Raw genomic sequence first — 14,566 nt, forward strand, 5'->3', positions numbered from 1 at the left:
AGGTGGGAGGCATTTGTATGCCACTGTACATGGACATTCATACGGTGCCGGGTGCGACGCCGGAGGCGCTCAAGCAGGCGCACGATGCCGATGTCGCCGTCCAGAACAAGCATCACGTCTGCTACCACAAATATTGGTTCAACGAGCAGGCGGGGAAGGTCTTTTGCCTGGTCGAGGCGCCCAATGCCGAGGCCGCCGCAGCTGTGCACCGGGAAGCGCATGGCCTTGTTGCGGAGAAAATCATCGAGATTGATCCGGATATGGCGGACGGCATGCTTGGCCCCGGCGTCGTCAGCATGGCGGGCGCGGTCATGATGCCCGAAGAGCTGGATCGCCGCGACAACGGGATCCGCTCGATCATGTTCACCGACATTGTCGGTTCGACGGAGGCGACATCGCGATTTGGCGATGATGCGGCGATCGCCATGCTCGGCACGCATGACCTGATCGTCCGGACGTCGATAAACGATCACGACGGCCGCGAGGTCAAGCATACTGGCGATGGCATCATGGCGGCCTTCAACTCCGCGGCGAACGCGGTGAAAAGCGCCTGCAAGATCATCGGCGAGCTCAACGAGCATAACTCTGGCGATCCCGAATTCCCGGTCATGGTCCGGGTTGGAATTTCCGCGGGTGAGCCGGTTGAGCAGGCATCAGATTTGTTCGGCTCGACTGTCCAACTCGCTGCCCGTCTCTGCGCCCAGGCCGAGCCCGGGCAGGTGTTGGTGTCGAACGTCGTCTCAGACCTTTGCCTCGGCAAGAACCTGAAGTTCTACGACGCGGGCGAGTGCGAGTTGAAGGGATTTGAAGGCAAGATCCCGACCAGGGCAGTCGAGATCATCTGCTAAGGAAATGGCGCCCCGGCTTGGGAGCTGAGAAGCCGGAGCGCCATCGTGCGGCGAGCGTGAGGGGGAGTCCCGCCGCTTGAGAAATCAGGCCGCGATCAGAGCCTTGTCCCTGAGCAGCCGCGACAAGTAGCTGTTCTTGGCAATCACGAAATTGAGCAGGCGGTCAGCATAATCGAGCGGCACGGCGCCGATCACCGAAGGCCGGATGCCGATCTCTTCCGACCAGGCCGCAATCCTCCGTCCTCGCTCGACCAAAGTCATACCCAACTCACGCTCGAAGACGTCGAGATAGCGGAAGACCGGCGCGAAGGCGGCGTCGGCGAGGCCGAAGCGGGCGCCATTGAAGAATGGGCCGGCAACCTCGTTTTCGAGAGCATCGAACCGCACCTTCAACGCTCGGAGTGCGTCATCGAAGGCCGCGAAGTCGGGCGCGCTGTACAGCTTGCCGATATCCGCCAGCGTTGCCGATGCATATTCGATCCAGGCGCGCGTCCGGGCCCGCTGGATGGGCTCGGACGGAAGCAGAGCGTTGAGGGAAATCTCGTCGAGATATTCGGCGATTACCGCGCTTTCGAAGAGGACATGCACCTTGCCCGCATCATCGACGACCTCAAGCACCGGAACCTTGCCGGTCGGCGAAGTCCTGAGAAACCAGTCGGGCTTGTTGGCGAGGTCGATGTCGATGCGCTCGAAGTCGATATGCTTCTCAGCGGCAACGATCGCGGCGCGCTGGACGTATGGGCAAAGCTTGTGGCTGATCAGTCGAAGGCGCTGCGGCATCTCTCTCTCCATTCAATGCATGTGCATGGATTATTTAGATGCAAGTGCATATATAAGTCAAGATTGATGCATCTGCATGAAATTGCTAGGATTTGCCCATGACCGTCACCGCCGATGCCTGCCCAGGAAGCTGCACCGAGGTCGCCGAGCGCGCCTGGGTCCAACTGATTCGCGCCCATCGCAGCGCGCTTTGCTCGGTCGAGAAGGCGCTTCGCGCTGCCGAGCTGCCGCCTCTGGAGTGGTATGACGTGCTCCTGGAACTGGAACGCGAAGGACCCTTGCGTTCGCGCGACCTGCAGGAGCGGCTGCTGCTCGCGCAGTACAATCTGTCTCGCCTCGTCGATCGTATGGAAGCCGAGGGGCTGATCGAACGCACGCGCTGCTCGGACGATGCCCGCTGCCAGTGGATCCGCACGACTACTGCCGGCGACGCGCTGCGCCAGCGCATGTGGCCGGTCTATGCCGATGCGATCCGCACGGCGGTCGAGTCGCGCCTGACCAAGCCGCAGGCCGCTCAGCTGGGGGAGTTGCTCGCTCGGCTCAGCAACTGCCCCAAGGCTTAAATCCCGCTTCGCCTTGCCTTTTCCACCCCTTTCCGCCATAGGCGCCCCGCTGGCGCGTTGGGTCTCCCTTCGCGCCCGTAATTTTTAGACGATAGCCGGAGGGGCCCCGTAACAGGTACGGGATCAGCGATCGGCCAACATGGATGAAGAAACATGCCGCTCTACGAGCATGTTTTCCTCGCGCGTCAGGATCTGGCCCAGGCCCAGGTCGATGCGTTGGCGGAAAACGCAACCAAGATCATCGAAGATAATGGCGGAAAGGTCGTCAAGACCGAGGCCTGGGGCCTGCGCTCCCTCGCCTATCGCATCGCCAAGAACCGCAAGGCGCACTACGTCATGCTCGAGCTGGACGCGCCTGCCGCGGCCCTCGCCGAACTGGAGCGCCAGACCGGCATCAACGAAGACGTCATCCGCTACATGACCATCCGCGTCGACGAGCTCGAAAAGGGCCCGACCGTGATGATGCGCAAGGGCGACCGTGACCGCGGCGAGCGTGGCCCGCGCGGCGACGGCGACCGTGGCGGTTTCCGTTCCGAACGCGCCCCGCGTGGCGAAGAGATGGAGGCCTAAACCATGGCACGTGCATTCTTCCGCCGCCGCAAGTCCTGCCCCTTTTCGGGCAAGGATGCCCCGCGCATCGATTACAAGGACGTCCGCTTGCTCCAGGGTTTCATCTCGGAGCGTGGCAAGATCGTCCCGAGCCGCATCACCGCGGTCAGCACCAAGAAGCAGCGCGAGCTGGCGAAGGCGATCAAGCGCTCGCGCCACATCGGCCTTCTGCCCTACGTCGTGAAGTAAGGAGACTAGGACATGGAAGTCATCCTGCTTGAACGCGTCGAGAAGCTGGGCGCCATTGGCGACGTCGTCTCCGTCAAGAACGGTTTCGCCCGCAACTACCTGCTCCCGCGCAAGAAGGCGCTCCGCGCCAACGCCAGCAACAAGAAGCTGTTCGAGGCCAATCGCGCCAAGATCGAAGCGGACAATGCGTCGCGCCGCACCGACGCCGAAGCCGCCTCGAAGGGCGTTGACGGCAAGACCGTGCAGTTGATCCGCCAGGCTTCGAACACCGGCCAGCTCTACGGTTCGGTTTCGGCCCGTGACATCGTCGAGGCGCTCGACGCCGAAGGCGCCAAGGTCACCAAGAGCCAAATCGTGCTCGACCGCCCGATCAAGGCGATCGGCGTCCACGAGGTGCGGGTTGCGCTGCATCCCGAGGTCAGCGTCACCGTCAAGGTGAACGTCGCCCGGTCGCCGGAAGAAGCCGACCTCCAGGCTCAGGGCGTCGACGTCCTCGCCCAGATGTTCGAGGAAGAGGCTGCTCCGATCGCCGTCGAGGAGATTGCCGAGGCTCAGGCCGAGGAAGCTGAAACTGCCGAGGCTCCTGCCGAGGTTGAGGAAGCTCCCGCCGAGGTTGAAGAAGCTCCGGTCGAGACGGCGGAAGCCGAAGGCGACGCCGAGGCTTAAGCCTTTACCGCATCAAGGAATTGGGCCGTCGGGGGCATTGTCCCGGCGGCCTTTTTCTTCGCCATTTCAATCCGTTCGTCGCATCGCCCTCCGTTCGTCGCATCCACTGGCTTCGGCACCGGAACGGTTTTCGCGGCCGCTCGCTTTACCTGTCGAGAGCATGGGGCGAACGAGGAGGCAGTGTATGACCGACAACAATCAGGACCGTTCGCAATCCGAAGGACAGAACAGCGCCGATCGGGAGACGTCGCAGCGTAACCAGGAAAACGAGACCGGTCAGAGCCAAGGCCAGCAGCCCGGCCAGGGTCAGCAGGGCGAATCCGCCTTCGGCCAGCAAGGTCAGTCGGCTGGCGGCGACACCAAACTCGCCGACAGCGACCAGGCCGGCCAGTCCGGCGGCCAGGCCGCTACGGGCCAGAGCGCATCCGACCAAAACGGCGGCTTCGTCGGCTCGGGTCAGGACAATAGCAGCGACTATCTGACCAAGGGTGAAGACAATCAGGACGGCCAGGGCGCCCAGGAAACCAGCCAGGGTCGCTCGGATGTCGAAACCGGCCAGTCGCAGGACAGCAACTCGACCGATGACGGTTCGAACTAGGGCCTAGGCCATAGGGAAGACGGCGCCGCGCTCCTTCGGGGGCGCGGCGTTTTCTTATGCGGCTTCCCGGACCTTGGCGAGGATCGCGGCTTCCCGTTCGATCCATTGGCTGAAGCTAGGCCGCGCCAGGATCCGCCGGACGTAGGCGGCCGTGCGCGGATAGTCGTCGATCGAAACCTCCGTATGCCGGAAGTTGGCGAATGGGCCAGCGACCGCAATGTCCGCTAAAGTGATGCTGTCGCCGACGAGATAGCCGGTCTCGCCCGGCACGATCGATTCAAGATAGGCCATGATCGGCGGCAACTCGTCGCGGATGGCGCATTCCGCGGCGGCCTCATCGCCTTCGCGTTTGAGGAAGTAAGGCGCCACGACCCGATTGAAAAAGACTTTGGCGCCGCAACCAAACAGGATCGTATCGGAGAATTCCTCGAACCAGATCGTTCGTCCCCTTGCCCGGGGTTCAGCCGGGATCAGCGCCGGTTCGGGATATTTTGCTTCAAGGTAATGGATGATCGCCGATGAATCGGCGAGCTCGTAGTCACCGTCTTTCAGGGCCGGCATCTTCTTGAAGGGGCTGGCGGCACAGAAGTCCGGCTCATGATTGGGGGCGCCGGTCGGCTTGAGCTCGATCTCGACGCCCTTCTCACCGGCAAAGGCCATGACCTTGCGGACGAATGGAGAGAGGGTGGAACCGTATAAAATCATCGCATTCCCCTTTCGCGCATCGGGCTTCACTGCCTTCTAGTGCCACTCGAACACCTCCGCCAGTTCACCTGATCCGATAGAAGTTGGCGACGCGGTCGAGCGCGATCGTCAGCACGACCTTTCCCGCTCGCGCTGGCCAGCCGAGCGCCGTCTCGGCATCGCGCATCCCCTCCCCTCCGCAGACAATGCGCCAGAGAATATCCTGCAGCCCTGGACCGGCAGCCTGACTCGCTGCTTCGAAGCGTTTTCGGCAGTCGATCTGCCGCGCGTGCAGATCGGGTGCGCCGCCGGTCCCGCCGCGTCCGCTGCTGATCGGTGACGCGTCCCAAGTCATCGTTACCCGCGAAGCCAGTTGCCCCTTTTCCCAGTCGCCGCGCAGTGTCTCGCCGGCATCATATTGCCGGCGACTGATATGCCCGCGCGTGAATAACCAGCCGAGCGGCGACTCCACCTGGTTGACCGTCACGGACCGCCGAGCCCGCTTGGTCGCCGTCGGCTTGATCGTCCCACCGACGTCATCTCCCTCGATCAGGCATTCCTTCAGCAGCAGCTTGCCCATCATACCTCCATCCGAATCGCATCGAAGGAAGGGGTTGCCACAACGGCAAAACTGTAGGACAGTATAAAAACCATATTGGTTACAACGGGCATTCGCATGATCACTCGCATCCGGGAAGTCCGCAAAGCCAAGGGCCTGACCCTCGATGATGTCGGCCAGCGTTGTGATCCACCAACCACGGCGCAGACGATCGGCCGGCTCGAGACCGGCACTCGGACAGTGTCGGTCGGCTGGCTCAATCGCATCGCATCGGCGCTCGGCGTCGACGCGGCGGACCTCGTCGATCACCCTGACCGCGCGGAGATGGAAGTCGTCGCCGTACTCGGCACGCATGGCGCCCAGGCGCCGAAGCGCCACGGCCTCGTCGTGCCGCCGCGCAATTCCCCGGGACAGGTCGCCATGACAGTTGCGGCCAGCATCGGCGATTATCGCGCCGGCGATGAGATCTGGTGCGACCGCGTCGGCCCAGAGGAATTCGCGCTTGCCCTCAACCGCGATGTGCTCGTTCCCCGGCCTGCGGGCCGTTTCCTGTTCGGACGCCTCATCAACCGGGACGCTGACAAGCTGCAGCTCCTGCCACTCGAAGCAGGTGGACGGCAGCAGGTGATTCCAAATCCACCCTGGCTGGGAGTGGCTGTAAAACTGGTGCGCAGTCTCTAAGCGCTTGACCAATGGCGGACCGAAAGTCAGTGACGGCCCAGAGGGCGCTTAGCTCAGTTGGTAGAGCATCTCGTTTACACCGAGAGGGTCGGCGGTTCGAGCCCGTCAGCGCCCACCAGTCCTAAAGATACTCTGTCAGGACCAGTGTGACTTCGCGCCTCTGGCCACCGCGTACCACCGCGAGCGAAACTGGATCACCGGGCCTACCGCCTAGCTGGCGAATGAGATCACGGAATTCGCCATCGATGCGGTCGCCCGGAACGATTCCGGCCTGTTCCGCAGGACTGCCCCTCCCGACCATCGTCGCCTTGATGTCCCTTCCTTTCTCGTCAATCCACAGCCCGGAAAGATTGTATCGGTCGGGCCTGCCAGGATTTCCGTTCGGCCGGGTCCAGAGCCGCGCGGCCTGCACCTCCGTCGCCAGGTTGAGGCGCTGAATCAGCGAAAGTCCGACCAGGCCATCTTCGATGAAGTTGGGAAATTCGTCTGCGACAAAGACAAGCGGCTTCTCGATTCTGAAACCGCCAATCTCGAGTGGCGCGCTGGCGCGGTAGAGGCGTCTTGGCTGGCCGCCCGCCATCACCGGCGACCAATTTTGCCGGTCGACGTCGATCCCGCATTTCCGCGCGACCTTGGAGAAGATGGAAATCGACCCAGGAGCGCCGGTATCAAACAGGCAACGCAGCTTCTGGCCTGCCAGAGAAACCTGTCCGTACAAATGCGGCGAGCCCACATCATTTGTTTGGATGGCGCGCTCATGCGCGACCCACCCCGTCCGGTCGGGCCCGCCATCAGGGTAAAGGCGCCACTGCATCGCCGAAAAATCGAGTTCGGCATCCATGGTTGTCAGGCAGCCAGCGGCGAGCATTCCAACGACGTCACGCCCCAAGGGAAAGTCGATGCCGGCAAACAGCACGCGCTCCTGCCGGAAGGCATTGCCGAAGATAATCTCACGCGCCTCGAACATCGGAAAGTTCTGATAGCGTCCAGCAATACCGAGCGGCGTCACTCCGTGTTGTTTGAGGTCCAGGCGCTTGGCAAGGTCGGCCGAGATGATGCTGGTCAGGCTGCCTGTGTCGATACCGAGTTCGAACGGTCCCTTGCCTTCGATCATGCAGCTGACCGCCAGCCGGCCTGACTGCAGGCTGATGGGCACGCGGTAAATCCTCCCCGCGGCCGCCAGTGCACTGCGTGGAATGGCAAGGAAGGCAAGTGCCGGGCCGCAGCCCAGCAAGACATCACGACGAGTGACCATGGATTCGGACCCCAGAACGCAACCCGAGCCTGCGCATCGAGCATGCTGGCACGGCAATTGTCTAGGGGTCAGATGACGGCCGGTTTGATCACCTCGGCGAAATAGCGCCGCATTGCGCTGCTGGCGGCGGGCGCCAGTTCGACGAAGACGCGCCGGCCGTCGTGCGGATCGGCTCGGCGCCCGAAAAGGCCCTGCTCCGTCATTGTCTTGATCCAGCGTAGCGCCGTGGTCGCCGGCACGGCCGCAGCGATGCAAAGCGACGACACCGGCACGCGCAGCTGGGCGATTTCCGCCTGCAACAGGTCGAGCAGCATGTCCCAGGCAGGATCGGCGAACAGCTCCTCCGAAAAGAAGCGAGAACGCAGCCGACGGGCGCGGATGACGGTACGGACTGCATCCGCATCGACGTCGGGAACTTCCGTCCTCGCCTCCACCGGCTTTAATGCCGGACTGCCCGGTCCGCTCGACAGCCGGGCCAGGGTAGATGCGATGCGCCCCATTTCATCGGAAAGCTGGCGCAACCGTACGGCATTGTCCTTGCCGACGTCGCTAACATTACGGCCCTCCCGCGCACCGAACAAAGCCAGCGCCAGCACGGCGGCGCGCTGTGCGTCGTCGGCGTCGATCAGGATATCGCTTGAGCGATCCGTCAACCTGGCGGCGACCATATCGACGAGTTCGATCGGCGTGGACGCGACAACGGGGATACCCTGCGTTTCCGCAAGCTGGTTGAGGCGGCCAAGGAGGCGATCGAGCTCCGGCGTGTCGTCCTCTTCGCCAAGCTCAACCCAGGCCAGCCCCAACGAAACCTGATCGTCAAGCCGCTCCATGCCTTCTTCGATGGAAAATGACCCGACCAGGCGGACTCCGGAGGCGGCCAGGGCCTCTTCTGCTCGACGCTGTCGTGAACCCGTGGCGAATAACAAGGCGGGTTTGGAAAGATGATAATCGACGGCGTAACCCGCCTGGACCTGCTCGAATTCGCTCATAACGCGCCTTCCCAAGAAATGACGGCGTGAAAGAAAGAACCGAGCAGGTTGTTAGTATCCGTCAAACCGGCGCCAGGACAGATTAAATTGACTCCGGTACGGACATAACCATCACCGTTAATTCATTTCATGCCAATATCGGCGCTTCCCGAAGGAAGGGGGCGAGGAAACCTTGAGTCCGCGTAATTCAGACCAGGATCGCTGGCTCGCCGAGGCGGCGGCTGCCCTTGCCGAAGCAGAAAGACTGACCGGCCTCCTGGCTCTCGCCCGTCATCGCAACGAATTGGCCCTGGCGTCGGCCCAGGCCGAAATCATGGGGCTGCGCCGCGAGATCGAGCGCATCCAGCGCGAACGTATCGGCGAACGGCGGCGCGAATTTCATCCGGACTGGTTGCGATCCGCCTGGAGCGCGACGCGTTAGACGCCCTCAGGCAGGTCGCCGCCGCCTGCGAAATCCTCCAGGAACGAGTGGCATTCAGGTGCATCCCAACCCCCGGTGGCCACGAACGCGCGATTAAGGAACGCGGGCTTGCCGTAACGCAACGGTTGTCCGTCCGGACCCACGACGCGCCCGCCGGCACCGAGCAGCACTGCATGGCCGGCGGCCGTGTCCCATTCGCTGGTCGGCGACAGGCGTGGATAGAGGTCGGCACGGCCTTCGGCGACGATGCAGAACTTCAGGCTCGATCCCACGGCTTCGTAGCCACAGCCCGGCGCCGCCTGGGCCAAATAGTCAGAAGTGTTCTGCGTGAAATGCGACTTGGAAGCGACGACGATGATCGGGTTGGCGCAATCGCGGCACGTGATGAGCTCGCGGCCCTCCCCCTCGTCCAGCCAAGCATATTGACCCGCAATGCCGCCGTGCAGCCGCCCGGTCGCCGGAGCGAAGACGGTGCCGACCACGGGGCTTCCATCGGCCACCAAAGCGATGTTGACGGTGTAGTCGTCGCCGCCGCGCACGAATTCCTTGGTGCCGTCGAGCGGGTCGACCAGAAAGAAGGTGCCATCGTGATCTGGAATACGTCCGGCGGCGACTTCCTCTTCGGCGATGACGGGCACGCCGGGCGCCACCCGAGCCAGCGCCGCGAGGATTACCAGTTCGGCGGCACGGTCCGCCTCGGTGACCGGCGACAAATCGCCCTTCTGCTCGACGTCGAAGCCCCGCGCGACGACCTCAAGAATCGCCGCCCCCGCCTCACGCGCCGCAACGGCAATGTCGTCGAGTAAGCGCTCGTGATCCAATGAATCTTGGATTGCAGGGCCCATCCTAACCAACCATGGCCCGCTTACTTGGGCGCCATCCGAATGCCGCCGTCTAGGCGGATCGATTCCGCGTTCAGGTACGGCGTTTCGACTATGAAGGTGGCGAGGTCGCCATATTCCTCGGCCTTGCCGAGCCGCTTCGGGAACGGGACCTGCGCGCCCAAGGCGTCCTGCACGTTGGGCGGCATCATCGCCACCATCGGCGTTTTGAACACGCCCGGGAGGATCGTGTTCACGCGGATCCCGTCGTTCATCAAATCGCGCGCGATGGGCAAGGCCATCGCCAGCACACCGCCCTTGGACGCGGAATAGGCCGCCTGGCCGATCTGGCCGTCCTCGGCCGCAACCGACGCAGTATTAATGATGCAGCCGCGTTCGCCGTCCTCCAGCGGGTCGAGATTGACCATGCCGTAAGCGGAATGCGCGATGCAGCGGAACGAGCCGATGAGGTTGATCTGAATCGCCAGCTCAAACTGGTTCATCGGGTAGAATTTCGGAGCCTTGGTTTCCTTGTCGCGGCCGACGGTCTTGGCAGCGTTGGCGACGCCGGCGCAATTCACCAGCACGCGTTCCTGCCCATGAGCCGCCCGTGCCTTTTCGAACGCCGCGGCGACCTTCTCGTCGCTGGTGACGTCGACTTCGCAGAAGACACCGCCGATCTCGGCAGCGACCTTTTCGCCCTTGTCCGCGTCGCGGTCGAAGACGGCGACCTTGGCGCCCTTGGCCGCGAGTGCCCGCGCCGTCGCCTCCCCCAGTCCCGACGCGCCGCCGGTGACGACTGCCGCAATTCCGTCGATCTTCATGCCCTACCCTTTCCGTCACCCCGGACTTGATCCGGGGTCTGCCTGTTCTTTCCACCGCTCCAAAAGGAAGGCGGATGCCGGGTCAAGCCCGGCAAGACGAATCAGCTATTCGCTTCCACCAGAGCCAGTGTCGTGCCTTCGCTGACCTGCGTACCGGCCTTCGCGGTCAATTCCGTGACGGTCCCGTCGAACGGAGCGACCAGTCCATGCTCCATTTTCATGGCTTCAAGGGTGAGCAAACGTTGTCCTTTGGCAACCTTTTCTCCCCGCGAAACTTCGACGCTGGTGACCTTGCCCGGCATCGGCGCAATCAGCGCGCCGTCGGCGGCGGAGGCACCCACGCTGCCGCGCGCTGCCCGCTCGAACTCATAGGCCTGCCCCTCATAGAATACGACCACGCGCTCGTCGTCCCGGAAACCCGAGGCGGCCGCAATTGGCTCATCGTCGAGAAGCACGCGCCGGAATTCTCCGCCATGCCCCAGGCTCGCCGATGGCTGGCTCATCGCATTCAGACGGAAGCCCGCGAGTCCGGCGGCCGGATCGCCCTCGTCTTCTGCCGTCGCCACCGCGGCGGCGGCACGCCAGATCGAATCATCCGGATCGGCATTGGGCACCAATTGATCGAGCTTGCGCTCGATGAACCCGGTATCGATCCGCGCATCGCCGAAATCTTCATCGAGCAATGCGTTGAAGAGGAAACCGGCATTGGTCTTCACCGGCCAGACCTCGGCCTCATCCAGGATCGACGCCAGCTCGCCAATCGCCTCCTCACGCGTGTCGCCGCGCGCCACCAGCTTGGCGATCATCGGGTCATAGAAGGGCGAAATCGCATCGCCTTCTTCGACTCCGGTCTCGATGCGGCCGTCCTCGCCCAGGTCGAAATGTTCGAGCTTGCCGACACTGGGCAGGAATCCCTTTGCAGGATCTTCCGCATACAGGCGCGCCTCGATCGCCCAGCCGTCGATGGCCAACTCGTCCTGCGCCAGCGGTAGCGTCTCGCCGCTCGCCACACGCAGCTGCCATTCGACCAGGTCCTGCCCCGTAATCTCCTCGGTCACCGGATGCTCGACCTGAAGGCGGGTGTTCATTTCCATGAACCAGATGCGGTCGCCCTTGAGGCCTTCGCTGGCGTCAGCGATGAACTCGATGGTCCCGGCGCCTTCGTAATTGACCGCCTTGGCCGCGCGTACCGCGGCCGACGTCACCGCCTCGCGCGTTGCCTCGTCCATGCCGGGCGCCGGTGCTTCCTCGATCACTTTCTGGTGCCGCCGCTGCAGCGAGCAGTCGCGCTCGAACAGGTGGACGACATTGCCGTGGCTGTCGCCGAACACCTGCACCTCGATATGGCGCGGCGAGAGGATGTATTTTTCGATCAGCACGCGATCGTCGCCGAAGCTCGACGCTGCCTCGCGCTTGCAGCTTTCCAGCGCGTCCTGGAAATCCTTGGAGGCATCGACCTTGCGCATGCCCTTGCCACCGCCGCCCGCGACTGCCTTGATAAGCACCGGGTAGCCGATGGCGCCGGCCTCTTTCTGCAAGCGCTTGGAATCCTGGTCCTCGCCGAGATAGCCGGGCGTCACCGGTACGCCGGCATCCGCCATCAATTTCTTGGCGGCGTCCTTCAGGCCCATGGCGCGAATGCTGTCAGGCTTCGGTCCGACCCAAACGAGGCCGGCCTTGATCACCTTTTCGGCGAAGTCGGCATTCTCGGACAGGAAGCCATAGCCCGGGTGGATGGCCTCGGCGCCCGTCTCCTTGGCCGCGGCAATGATCTTTTCGCCGCGCAAATAGCTCTCGGCCACGGCCGGAGGCCCGATATGCACCGCCTCGTCTGCCATGCGCACGTGCAGGGCCTTGGCGTCCGCATCCGAATAGACGGCGACCGTCCAGATCCCGAGCCGCCGCGCGGTTCGGATGATGCGGCAGGCGATCTCGCCCCGGTTGGCGATCAGCAGCGACTGGATCATGCCAAATCGCCTAGCCGGTTCACGGCGCCGTTGGGAAGTCCGGGCCTATCCCGAACATCACGATCGATTTGCCCGAAACGCGCATTGTCCGGCTCCTGGGTTCGATAAAAGTCCGCAATTCGCCTCAAGTCCGCGGCATAATCGCCAGTCGGCCGGATCGCCGGGCCGATCGCTGCCCTTCGCGTCCGGCGATTGATCCATGCAGGCACGACCGGCACCCCGGCGCCCATGGCGATATGGTAGAATCCCGATTTCCAGTGGCCGTCGCTGTCGCGCGTCCCTTCGGGTGCAATCACCAGCGCAAGCTCATCACGGCGCGCGAACTCGGCAACCACCTGCTCGACGTAATTCGACCGCTTTGTGCGATCCACAGGGATGCCGCCCATGTCGAACATGAAGCGCCGCATCGGCCAGCGGAACAGGCTGTGCTTACCGATGAAGCTCGGGTGGATGCCAAGCTCATCCGTGGCGCCGAGGAAAACCGCGAAGTCCCAGTTGGACGTGTGCGGGGCTCCGACCAGGATGAACTTCCTGTCCGCCGGCGGGGCACCCTCAATGTGCCATCCGCGCATCCGGTAGAGCGCGACTAAGACTGAACGGACCAGTCGCGAAGAGAGCGAAGGCGACGCCAATCCCGGCTCAGCACCAGCTGGGAGGCTGCATCATTCGGCGGCCACGCGCATCGGCTCTTCGGCTTCCAGCGGCCTGAGGCCGAGCTTCGCGAACATCGCCGCGTCCCTGCCGCCGCCCGCATTCGGCGTCGTCAACAACTTCTCGCCGGTAAAGATGCTGTTTGCTCCCGCGAGGAAGCAAAGTGCTTGCGTCGATTCACCCATGCTCTCGCGGCCCGCTGAAAGGCGCACCATCGATTGCGGCATGGTGATGCGCGCGACCGCGACGGTGCGGACGAACTCGATGTCGTCGATCGGACGCTCCTCGCCCCACATGTCGCCGAGCACCGTGCCTTTGACCGGCACCAGCGCATTGATCGGAACGCTTTCCGGATGACGCGGCAGCGTTGCCAGCGCATGGATGAAGCCGACCCGGTCCTCGCGGCGCTCGCCCATGCCGACGATCCCGCCGCAGCACACCGCCATCCCCGCGTTGCGCACCTCTTCCAGCGTGTCGAGCCGGTCCTGGAATGTGCGCGTCGTGATGATATCGCCGTAATGCTCGGGCGAGGTGTCGATATTGTGATTGTAATAGTCGAGGCCGGCCGCGCTCAGCGCCTTTGCCTGGCTCGCGGTCAGCATGCCGAGCGTCATGCAGGTTTCGAGGCCCAATCCCTTCACTTCGCGCACCATGTCGCAAACCGCATCAACGTCGCGATCGCGAAGCTCGCGCCACGCCGCGCCCATGCAGAAGCGTTGCGATCCGGACGCCTTCGCCTCTCGTGCCGAGGCGATGACCGCATCCACGTCCATCAGCTTCTCGGCCTTGAGCCCGGTGTGGGCATGAGATGACTGCGAGCAATAGCCGCAATCCTCCGGGCAGCCGCCGGTCTTGATCGACAGCAAAGTGCAAAGCTGGACCTCGCCCGCTGGATGGTTGGCGCGATGCACCTCCGCCGCGCGGAATACGAGCTCCGTGAACGGCAGCTCGAAAAGCTCGGCGACCTCGTCGCGGGTCCAGTCGTTGCGGTTCATTGTGCCGGGCAATCCGTCGTCCGAGACGAGAAAGTCAGGTTCATCACCTTCCATGCGCCATTGTCGCGGACCAGGTCGAAGTGATCGACGCCGCAATTGCTGACTTTGCCGCCCACACGGACGACGAACGGTGCCCAGACCATGGCGATGTCGCCGTCTATCTCGACCGCCGGATCGCTGATGCTCTCCTGGAACCGAGTTGTCGGCGTCACGTGGGTCGCGAACTCTGTCCAATTCATCTGGCGAAGGCCGCTGGTCGTGGCGCGCGTTCCCGTTGCTGTCACCCGACCCTCCGGATGAATCAGGCGAAGCATCGCCGCTGAATCCCCGGCTTCGAAGGTAGCGAACAGCTGCTGGATTGGCGTCAGGATATTCGCCGTTTCAAAGTCGGGCGCAGGAATCGGCTGCGCCGGGGGCAAACGGGTCGTGTCGGCCTGGGCCGCGAGAAGTAGGGACAAGATCATGA

Annotated in this window: 19 protein-coding genes and 1 tRNA gene; 8 read left to right on the top strand and 12 right to left on the bottom strand. The window is 63.4% G+C overall.

Translation table 11 applies throughout. From position 1 onward, the window contains the following. Positions 1 to 17: 17 nt before the first annotated feature. The gene (locus LZ536_RS04045) at positions 18 to 848 is read left to right on the top strand and encodes a nickel-binding protein (RefSeq protein WP_249847021.1); all 831 of its coding nucleotides are present in this window, start codon (positions 18 to 20) and stop codon (positions 846 to 848) included. Between the two features lie 84 nt (positions 849 to 932). On the opposite strand, the gene LZ536_RS04050 is transcribed toward LZ536_RS04045, so the two are convergent. After that, positions 933 to 1,628, bottom strand: coding sequence for a glutathione S-transferase family protein (locus LZ536_RS04050; protein WP_249847022.1), 696 nt, complete (start codon positions 1,626 to 1,628; stop codon positions 933 to 935). Between the two features lie 98 nt (positions 1,629 to 1,726). Here LZ536_RS04050 and LZ536_RS04055 point away from each other — a divergent pair, with 98 nt between their 5' ends. From LZ536_RS04055 to LZ536_RS04075, 5 genes are all read left to right on the top strand, one after another. Next, positions 1,727 to 2,191 carry a MarR family winged helix-turn-helix transcriptional regulator gene (locus LZ536_RS04055; RefSeq protein WP_249847023.1) on the top strand — a complete coding sequence of 155 codons (465 nt, stop codon included), beginning with the start codon at positions 1,727 to 1,729 and terminating at the stop codon, positions 2,189 to 2,191. A 153-nt stretch (positions 2,192 to 2,344) separates the two neighbouring features. Beyond that, on the top strand, positions 2,345 to 2,761 hold the full coding sequence (rpsF, locus tag LZ536_RS04060) for a 30S ribosomal protein S6 (protein ID WP_249847024.1): 417 nt from the start codon (positions 2,345 to 2,347) through the stop codon (positions 2,759 to 2,761). Positions 2,762 to 2,764: 3 nt separating this feature from the next. Then, positions 2,765 to 2,989 (top strand): 30S ribosomal protein S18, encoded by a 225-nt coding sequence (gene rpsR, locus LZ536_RS04065; protein ID WP_249847025.1) that lies wholly within the window; start codon positions 2,765 to 2,767, stop codon positions 2,987 to 2,989. 12 nt (positions 2,990 to 3,001) lie between these two features. Further along, positions 3,002 to 3,655, top strand: coding sequence for a 50S ribosomal protein L9 (gene rplI, locus LZ536_RS04070; protein WP_249847026.1), 654 nt, complete (start codon positions 3,002 to 3,004; stop codon positions 3,653 to 3,655). Positions 3,656 to 3,839: 184 nt separating this feature from the next. Then, positions 3,840 to 4,253 carry a hypothetical protein gene (locus tag LZ536_RS04075; RefSeq protein ID WP_249847027.1) on the top strand — a complete coding sequence of 138 codons (414 nt, stop codon included), beginning with the start codon at positions 3,840 to 3,842 and terminating at the stop codon, positions 4,251 to 4,253. Between the two features lie 54 nt (positions 4,254 to 4,307). On the opposite strand, the gene LZ536_RS04080 is transcribed toward LZ536_RS04075, so the two are convergent. After that, on the bottom strand, positions 4,308 to 4,958 hold the full coding sequence (locus LZ536_RS04080) for a glutathione S-transferase family protein (protein ID WP_249847028.1): 651 nt from the start codon (positions 4,956 to 4,958) through the stop codon (positions 4,308 to 4,310). Between the two features lie 64 nt (positions 4,959 to 5,022). Beyond that, on the bottom strand, positions 5,023 to 5,517 hold the full coding sequence (locus LZ536_RS04085) for a DUF6456 domain-containing protein (RefSeq protein ID WP_249847029.1): 495 nt from the start codon (positions 5,515 to 5,517) through the stop codon (positions 5,023 to 5,025). 96 nt (positions 5,518 to 5,613) lie between these two features. Here LZ536_RS04085 and LZ536_RS04090 point away from each other — a divergent pair, with 96 nt between their 5' ends. Next, positions 5,614 to 6,177 (top strand): helix-turn-helix domain-containing protein, encoded by a 564-nt coding sequence (locus tag LZ536_RS04090; protein WP_249847030.1) that lies wholly within the window; start codon positions 5,614 to 5,616, stop codon positions 6,175 to 6,177. Between the two features lie 42 nt (positions 6,178 to 6,219). Next, positions 6,220 to 6,295 (top strand) — tRNA-Val (locus LZ536_RS04095). A gap of 3 nt (positions 6,296 to 6,298) precedes the next feature. On the opposite strand, the gene LZ536_RS04100 is transcribed toward LZ536_RS04095, so the two are convergent. The 9 genes from LZ536_RS04100 to LZ536_RS04140 form a co-directional block, all read right to left on the bottom strand. Beyond that, positions 6,299 to 7,432 (bottom strand): aspartyl protease family protein, encoded by a 1,134-nt coding sequence (locus LZ536_RS04100; RefSeq protein ID WP_249847031.1) that lies wholly within the window; start codon positions 7,430 to 7,432, stop codon positions 6,299 to 6,301. Positions 7,433 to 7,500: 68 nt separating this feature from the next. Next, positions 7,501 to 8,421: a winged helix DNA-binding protein gene (locus tag LZ536_RS04105; RefSeq protein ID WP_249847032.1), complete on the bottom strand. Its 921-nt coding sequence runs from the start codon at positions 8,419 to 8,421 to the stop codon at positions 7,501 to 7,503. A gap of 187 nt (positions 8,422 to 8,608) precedes the next feature. Continuing rightward, positions 8,609 to 8,803: a hypothetical protein gene (locus LZ536_RS04110; protein ID WP_249847033.1), complete on the bottom strand. Its 195-nt coding sequence runs from the start codon at positions 8,801 to 8,803 to the stop codon at positions 8,609 to 8,611. Positions 8,804 to 8,838: 35 nt separating this feature from the next. After that, entirely contained in the window at positions 8,839 to 9,663 is an 825-nt protein-coding gene (cysQ, locus tag LZ536_RS04115; RefSeq protein WP_249847034.1) for a 3'(2'),5'-bisphosphate nucleotidase CysQ, read from the bottom strand. Positions 9,664 to 9,707: 44 nt separating this feature from the next. After that, on the bottom strand, positions 9,708 to 10,487 hold the full coding sequence (locus LZ536_RS04120; RefSeq protein ID WP_249847035.1) for an SDR family NAD(P)-dependent oxidoreductase: 780 nt from the start codon (positions 10,485 to 10,487) through the stop codon (positions 9,708 to 9,710). A gap of 101 nt (positions 10,488 to 10,588) precedes the next feature. After that, positions 10,589 to 12,454, bottom strand: coding sequence for an acetyl/propionyl/methylcrotonyl-CoA carboxylase subunit alpha (locus LZ536_RS04125; protein ID WP_249847036.1), 1,866 nt, complete (start codon positions 12,452 to 12,454; stop codon positions 10,589 to 10,591). After that, positions 12,451 to 13,086: a lysophospholipid acyltransferase family protein gene (locus tag LZ536_RS04130; RefSeq protein WP_249847037.1), complete on the bottom strand. Its 636-nt coding sequence runs from the start codon at positions 13,084 to 13,086 to the stop codon at positions 12,451 to 12,453. The genes LZ536_RS04125 and LZ536_RS04130 overlap by 4 nt, the downstream gene beginning before the upstream one ends. Positions 13,087 to 13,116: 30 nt before the next feature. Beyond that, on the bottom strand, positions 13,117 to 14,100 hold the full coding sequence (gene bioB, locus LZ536_RS04135; RefSeq protein WP_249847038.1) for a biotin synthase BioB: 984 nt from the start codon (positions 14,098 to 14,100) through the stop codon (positions 13,117 to 13,119). Continuing rightward, positions 14,097 to 14,564 (bottom strand): nuclear transport factor 2 family protein, encoded by a 468-nt coding sequence (locus tag LZ536_RS04140; protein WP_249847039.1) that lies wholly within the window; start codon positions 14,562 to 14,564, stop codon positions 14,097 to 14,099. Before LZ536_RS04140 ends, bioB begins: the two co-directional genes overlap by 4 nt. Positions 14,565 to 14,566 lie beyond the last annotated feature (2 nt).

Origin of the sequence: Sphingomonas alba (assembly GCF_023516555.1) — a bacterium.
Classification (GTDB): Bacteria; Pseudomonadota; Alphaproteobacteria; order Sphingomonadales; family Sphingomonadaceae; genus Sphingomicrobium; species Sphingomicrobium album.

What these genes read in the sequence shown, in the direction of transcription:
- LZ536_RS04125 (WP_249847036.1), bottom strand. Translation starts at nt 12,454, where the DNA reads ATGATCCAGTCGCTGCTGATCGCCAACCGGGGCGAGATCGCCTGCCGC.
- LZ536_RS04120 (WP_249847035.1), bottom strand. Translation starts at nt 10,487, where the DNA reads ATGAAGATCGACGGAATTGCGGCAGTCGTCACCGGCGGCGCGTCGGGA.
- LZ536_RS04050 (WP_249847022.1), bottom strand. Translation starts at nt 1,628, where the DNA reads ATGCCGCAGCGCCTTCGACTGATCAGCCACAAGCTTTGCCCATACGTC.
- LZ536_RS04090 (WP_249847030.1), top strand. Translation starts at nt 5,614, where the DNA reads ATGATCACTCGCATCCGGGAAGTCCGCAAAGCCAAGGGCCTGACCCTC.
- rpsR (WP_249847025.1), top strand. Translation starts at nt 2,765, where the DNA reads ATGGCACGTGCATTCTTCCGCCGCCGCAAGTCCTGCCCCTTTTCGGGC.
- LZ536_RS04075 (WP_249847027.1), top strand. Translation starts at nt 3,840, where the DNA reads ATGACCGACAACAATCAGGACCGTTCGCAATCCGAAGGACAGAACAGC.
- LZ536_RS04080 (WP_249847028.1), bottom strand. Translation starts at nt 4,958, where the DNA reads ATGATTTTATACGGTTCCACCCTCTCTCCATTCGTCCGCAAGGTCATG.
- LZ536_RS04055 (WP_249847023.1), top strand. Translation starts at nt 1,727, where the DNA reads ATGACCGTCACCGCCGATGCCTGCCCAGGAAGCTGCACCGAGGTCGCC.
- LZ536_RS04110 (WP_249847033.1), bottom strand. Translation starts at nt 8,803, where the DNA reads ATGAAATTCGCGCCGCCGTTCGCCGATACGTTCGCGCTGGATGCGCTC.
- LZ536_RS04045 (WP_249847021.1), top strand. Translation starts at nt 18, where the DNA reads ATGCCACTGTACATGGACATTCATACGGTGCCGGGTGCGACGCCGGAG.
- rplI (WP_249847026.1), top strand. Translation starts at nt 3,002, where the DNA reads ATGGAAGTCATCCTGCTTGAACGCGTCGAGAAGCTGGGCGCCATTGGC.
- rpsF (WP_249847024.1), top strand. Translation starts at nt 2,345, where the DNA reads ATGCCGCTCTACGAGCATGTTTTCCTCGCGCGTCAGGATCTGGCCCAG.
- LZ536_RS04085 (WP_249847029.1), bottom strand. Translation starts at nt 5,517, where the DNA reads ATGGGCAAGCTGCTGCTGAAGGAATGCCTGATCGAGGGAGATGACGTC.
- LZ536_RS04100 (WP_249847031.1), bottom strand. Translation starts at nt 7,432, where the DNA reads ATGGTCACTCGTCGTGATGTCTTGCTGGGCTGCGGCCCGGCACTTGCC.
- LZ536_RS04105 (WP_249847032.1), bottom strand. Translation starts at nt 8,421, where the DNA reads ATGAGCGAATTCGAGCAGGTCCAGGCGGGTTACGCCGTCGATTATCAT.
- bioB (WP_249847038.1), bottom strand. Translation starts at nt 14,100, where the DNA reads ATGAACCGCAACGACTGGACCCGCGACGAGGTCGCCGAGCTTTTCGAG.
- LZ536_RS04140 (WP_249847039.1), bottom strand. Translation starts at nt 14,564, where the DNA reads ATGATCTTGTCCCTACTTCTCGCGGCCCAGGCCGACACGACCCGTTTG.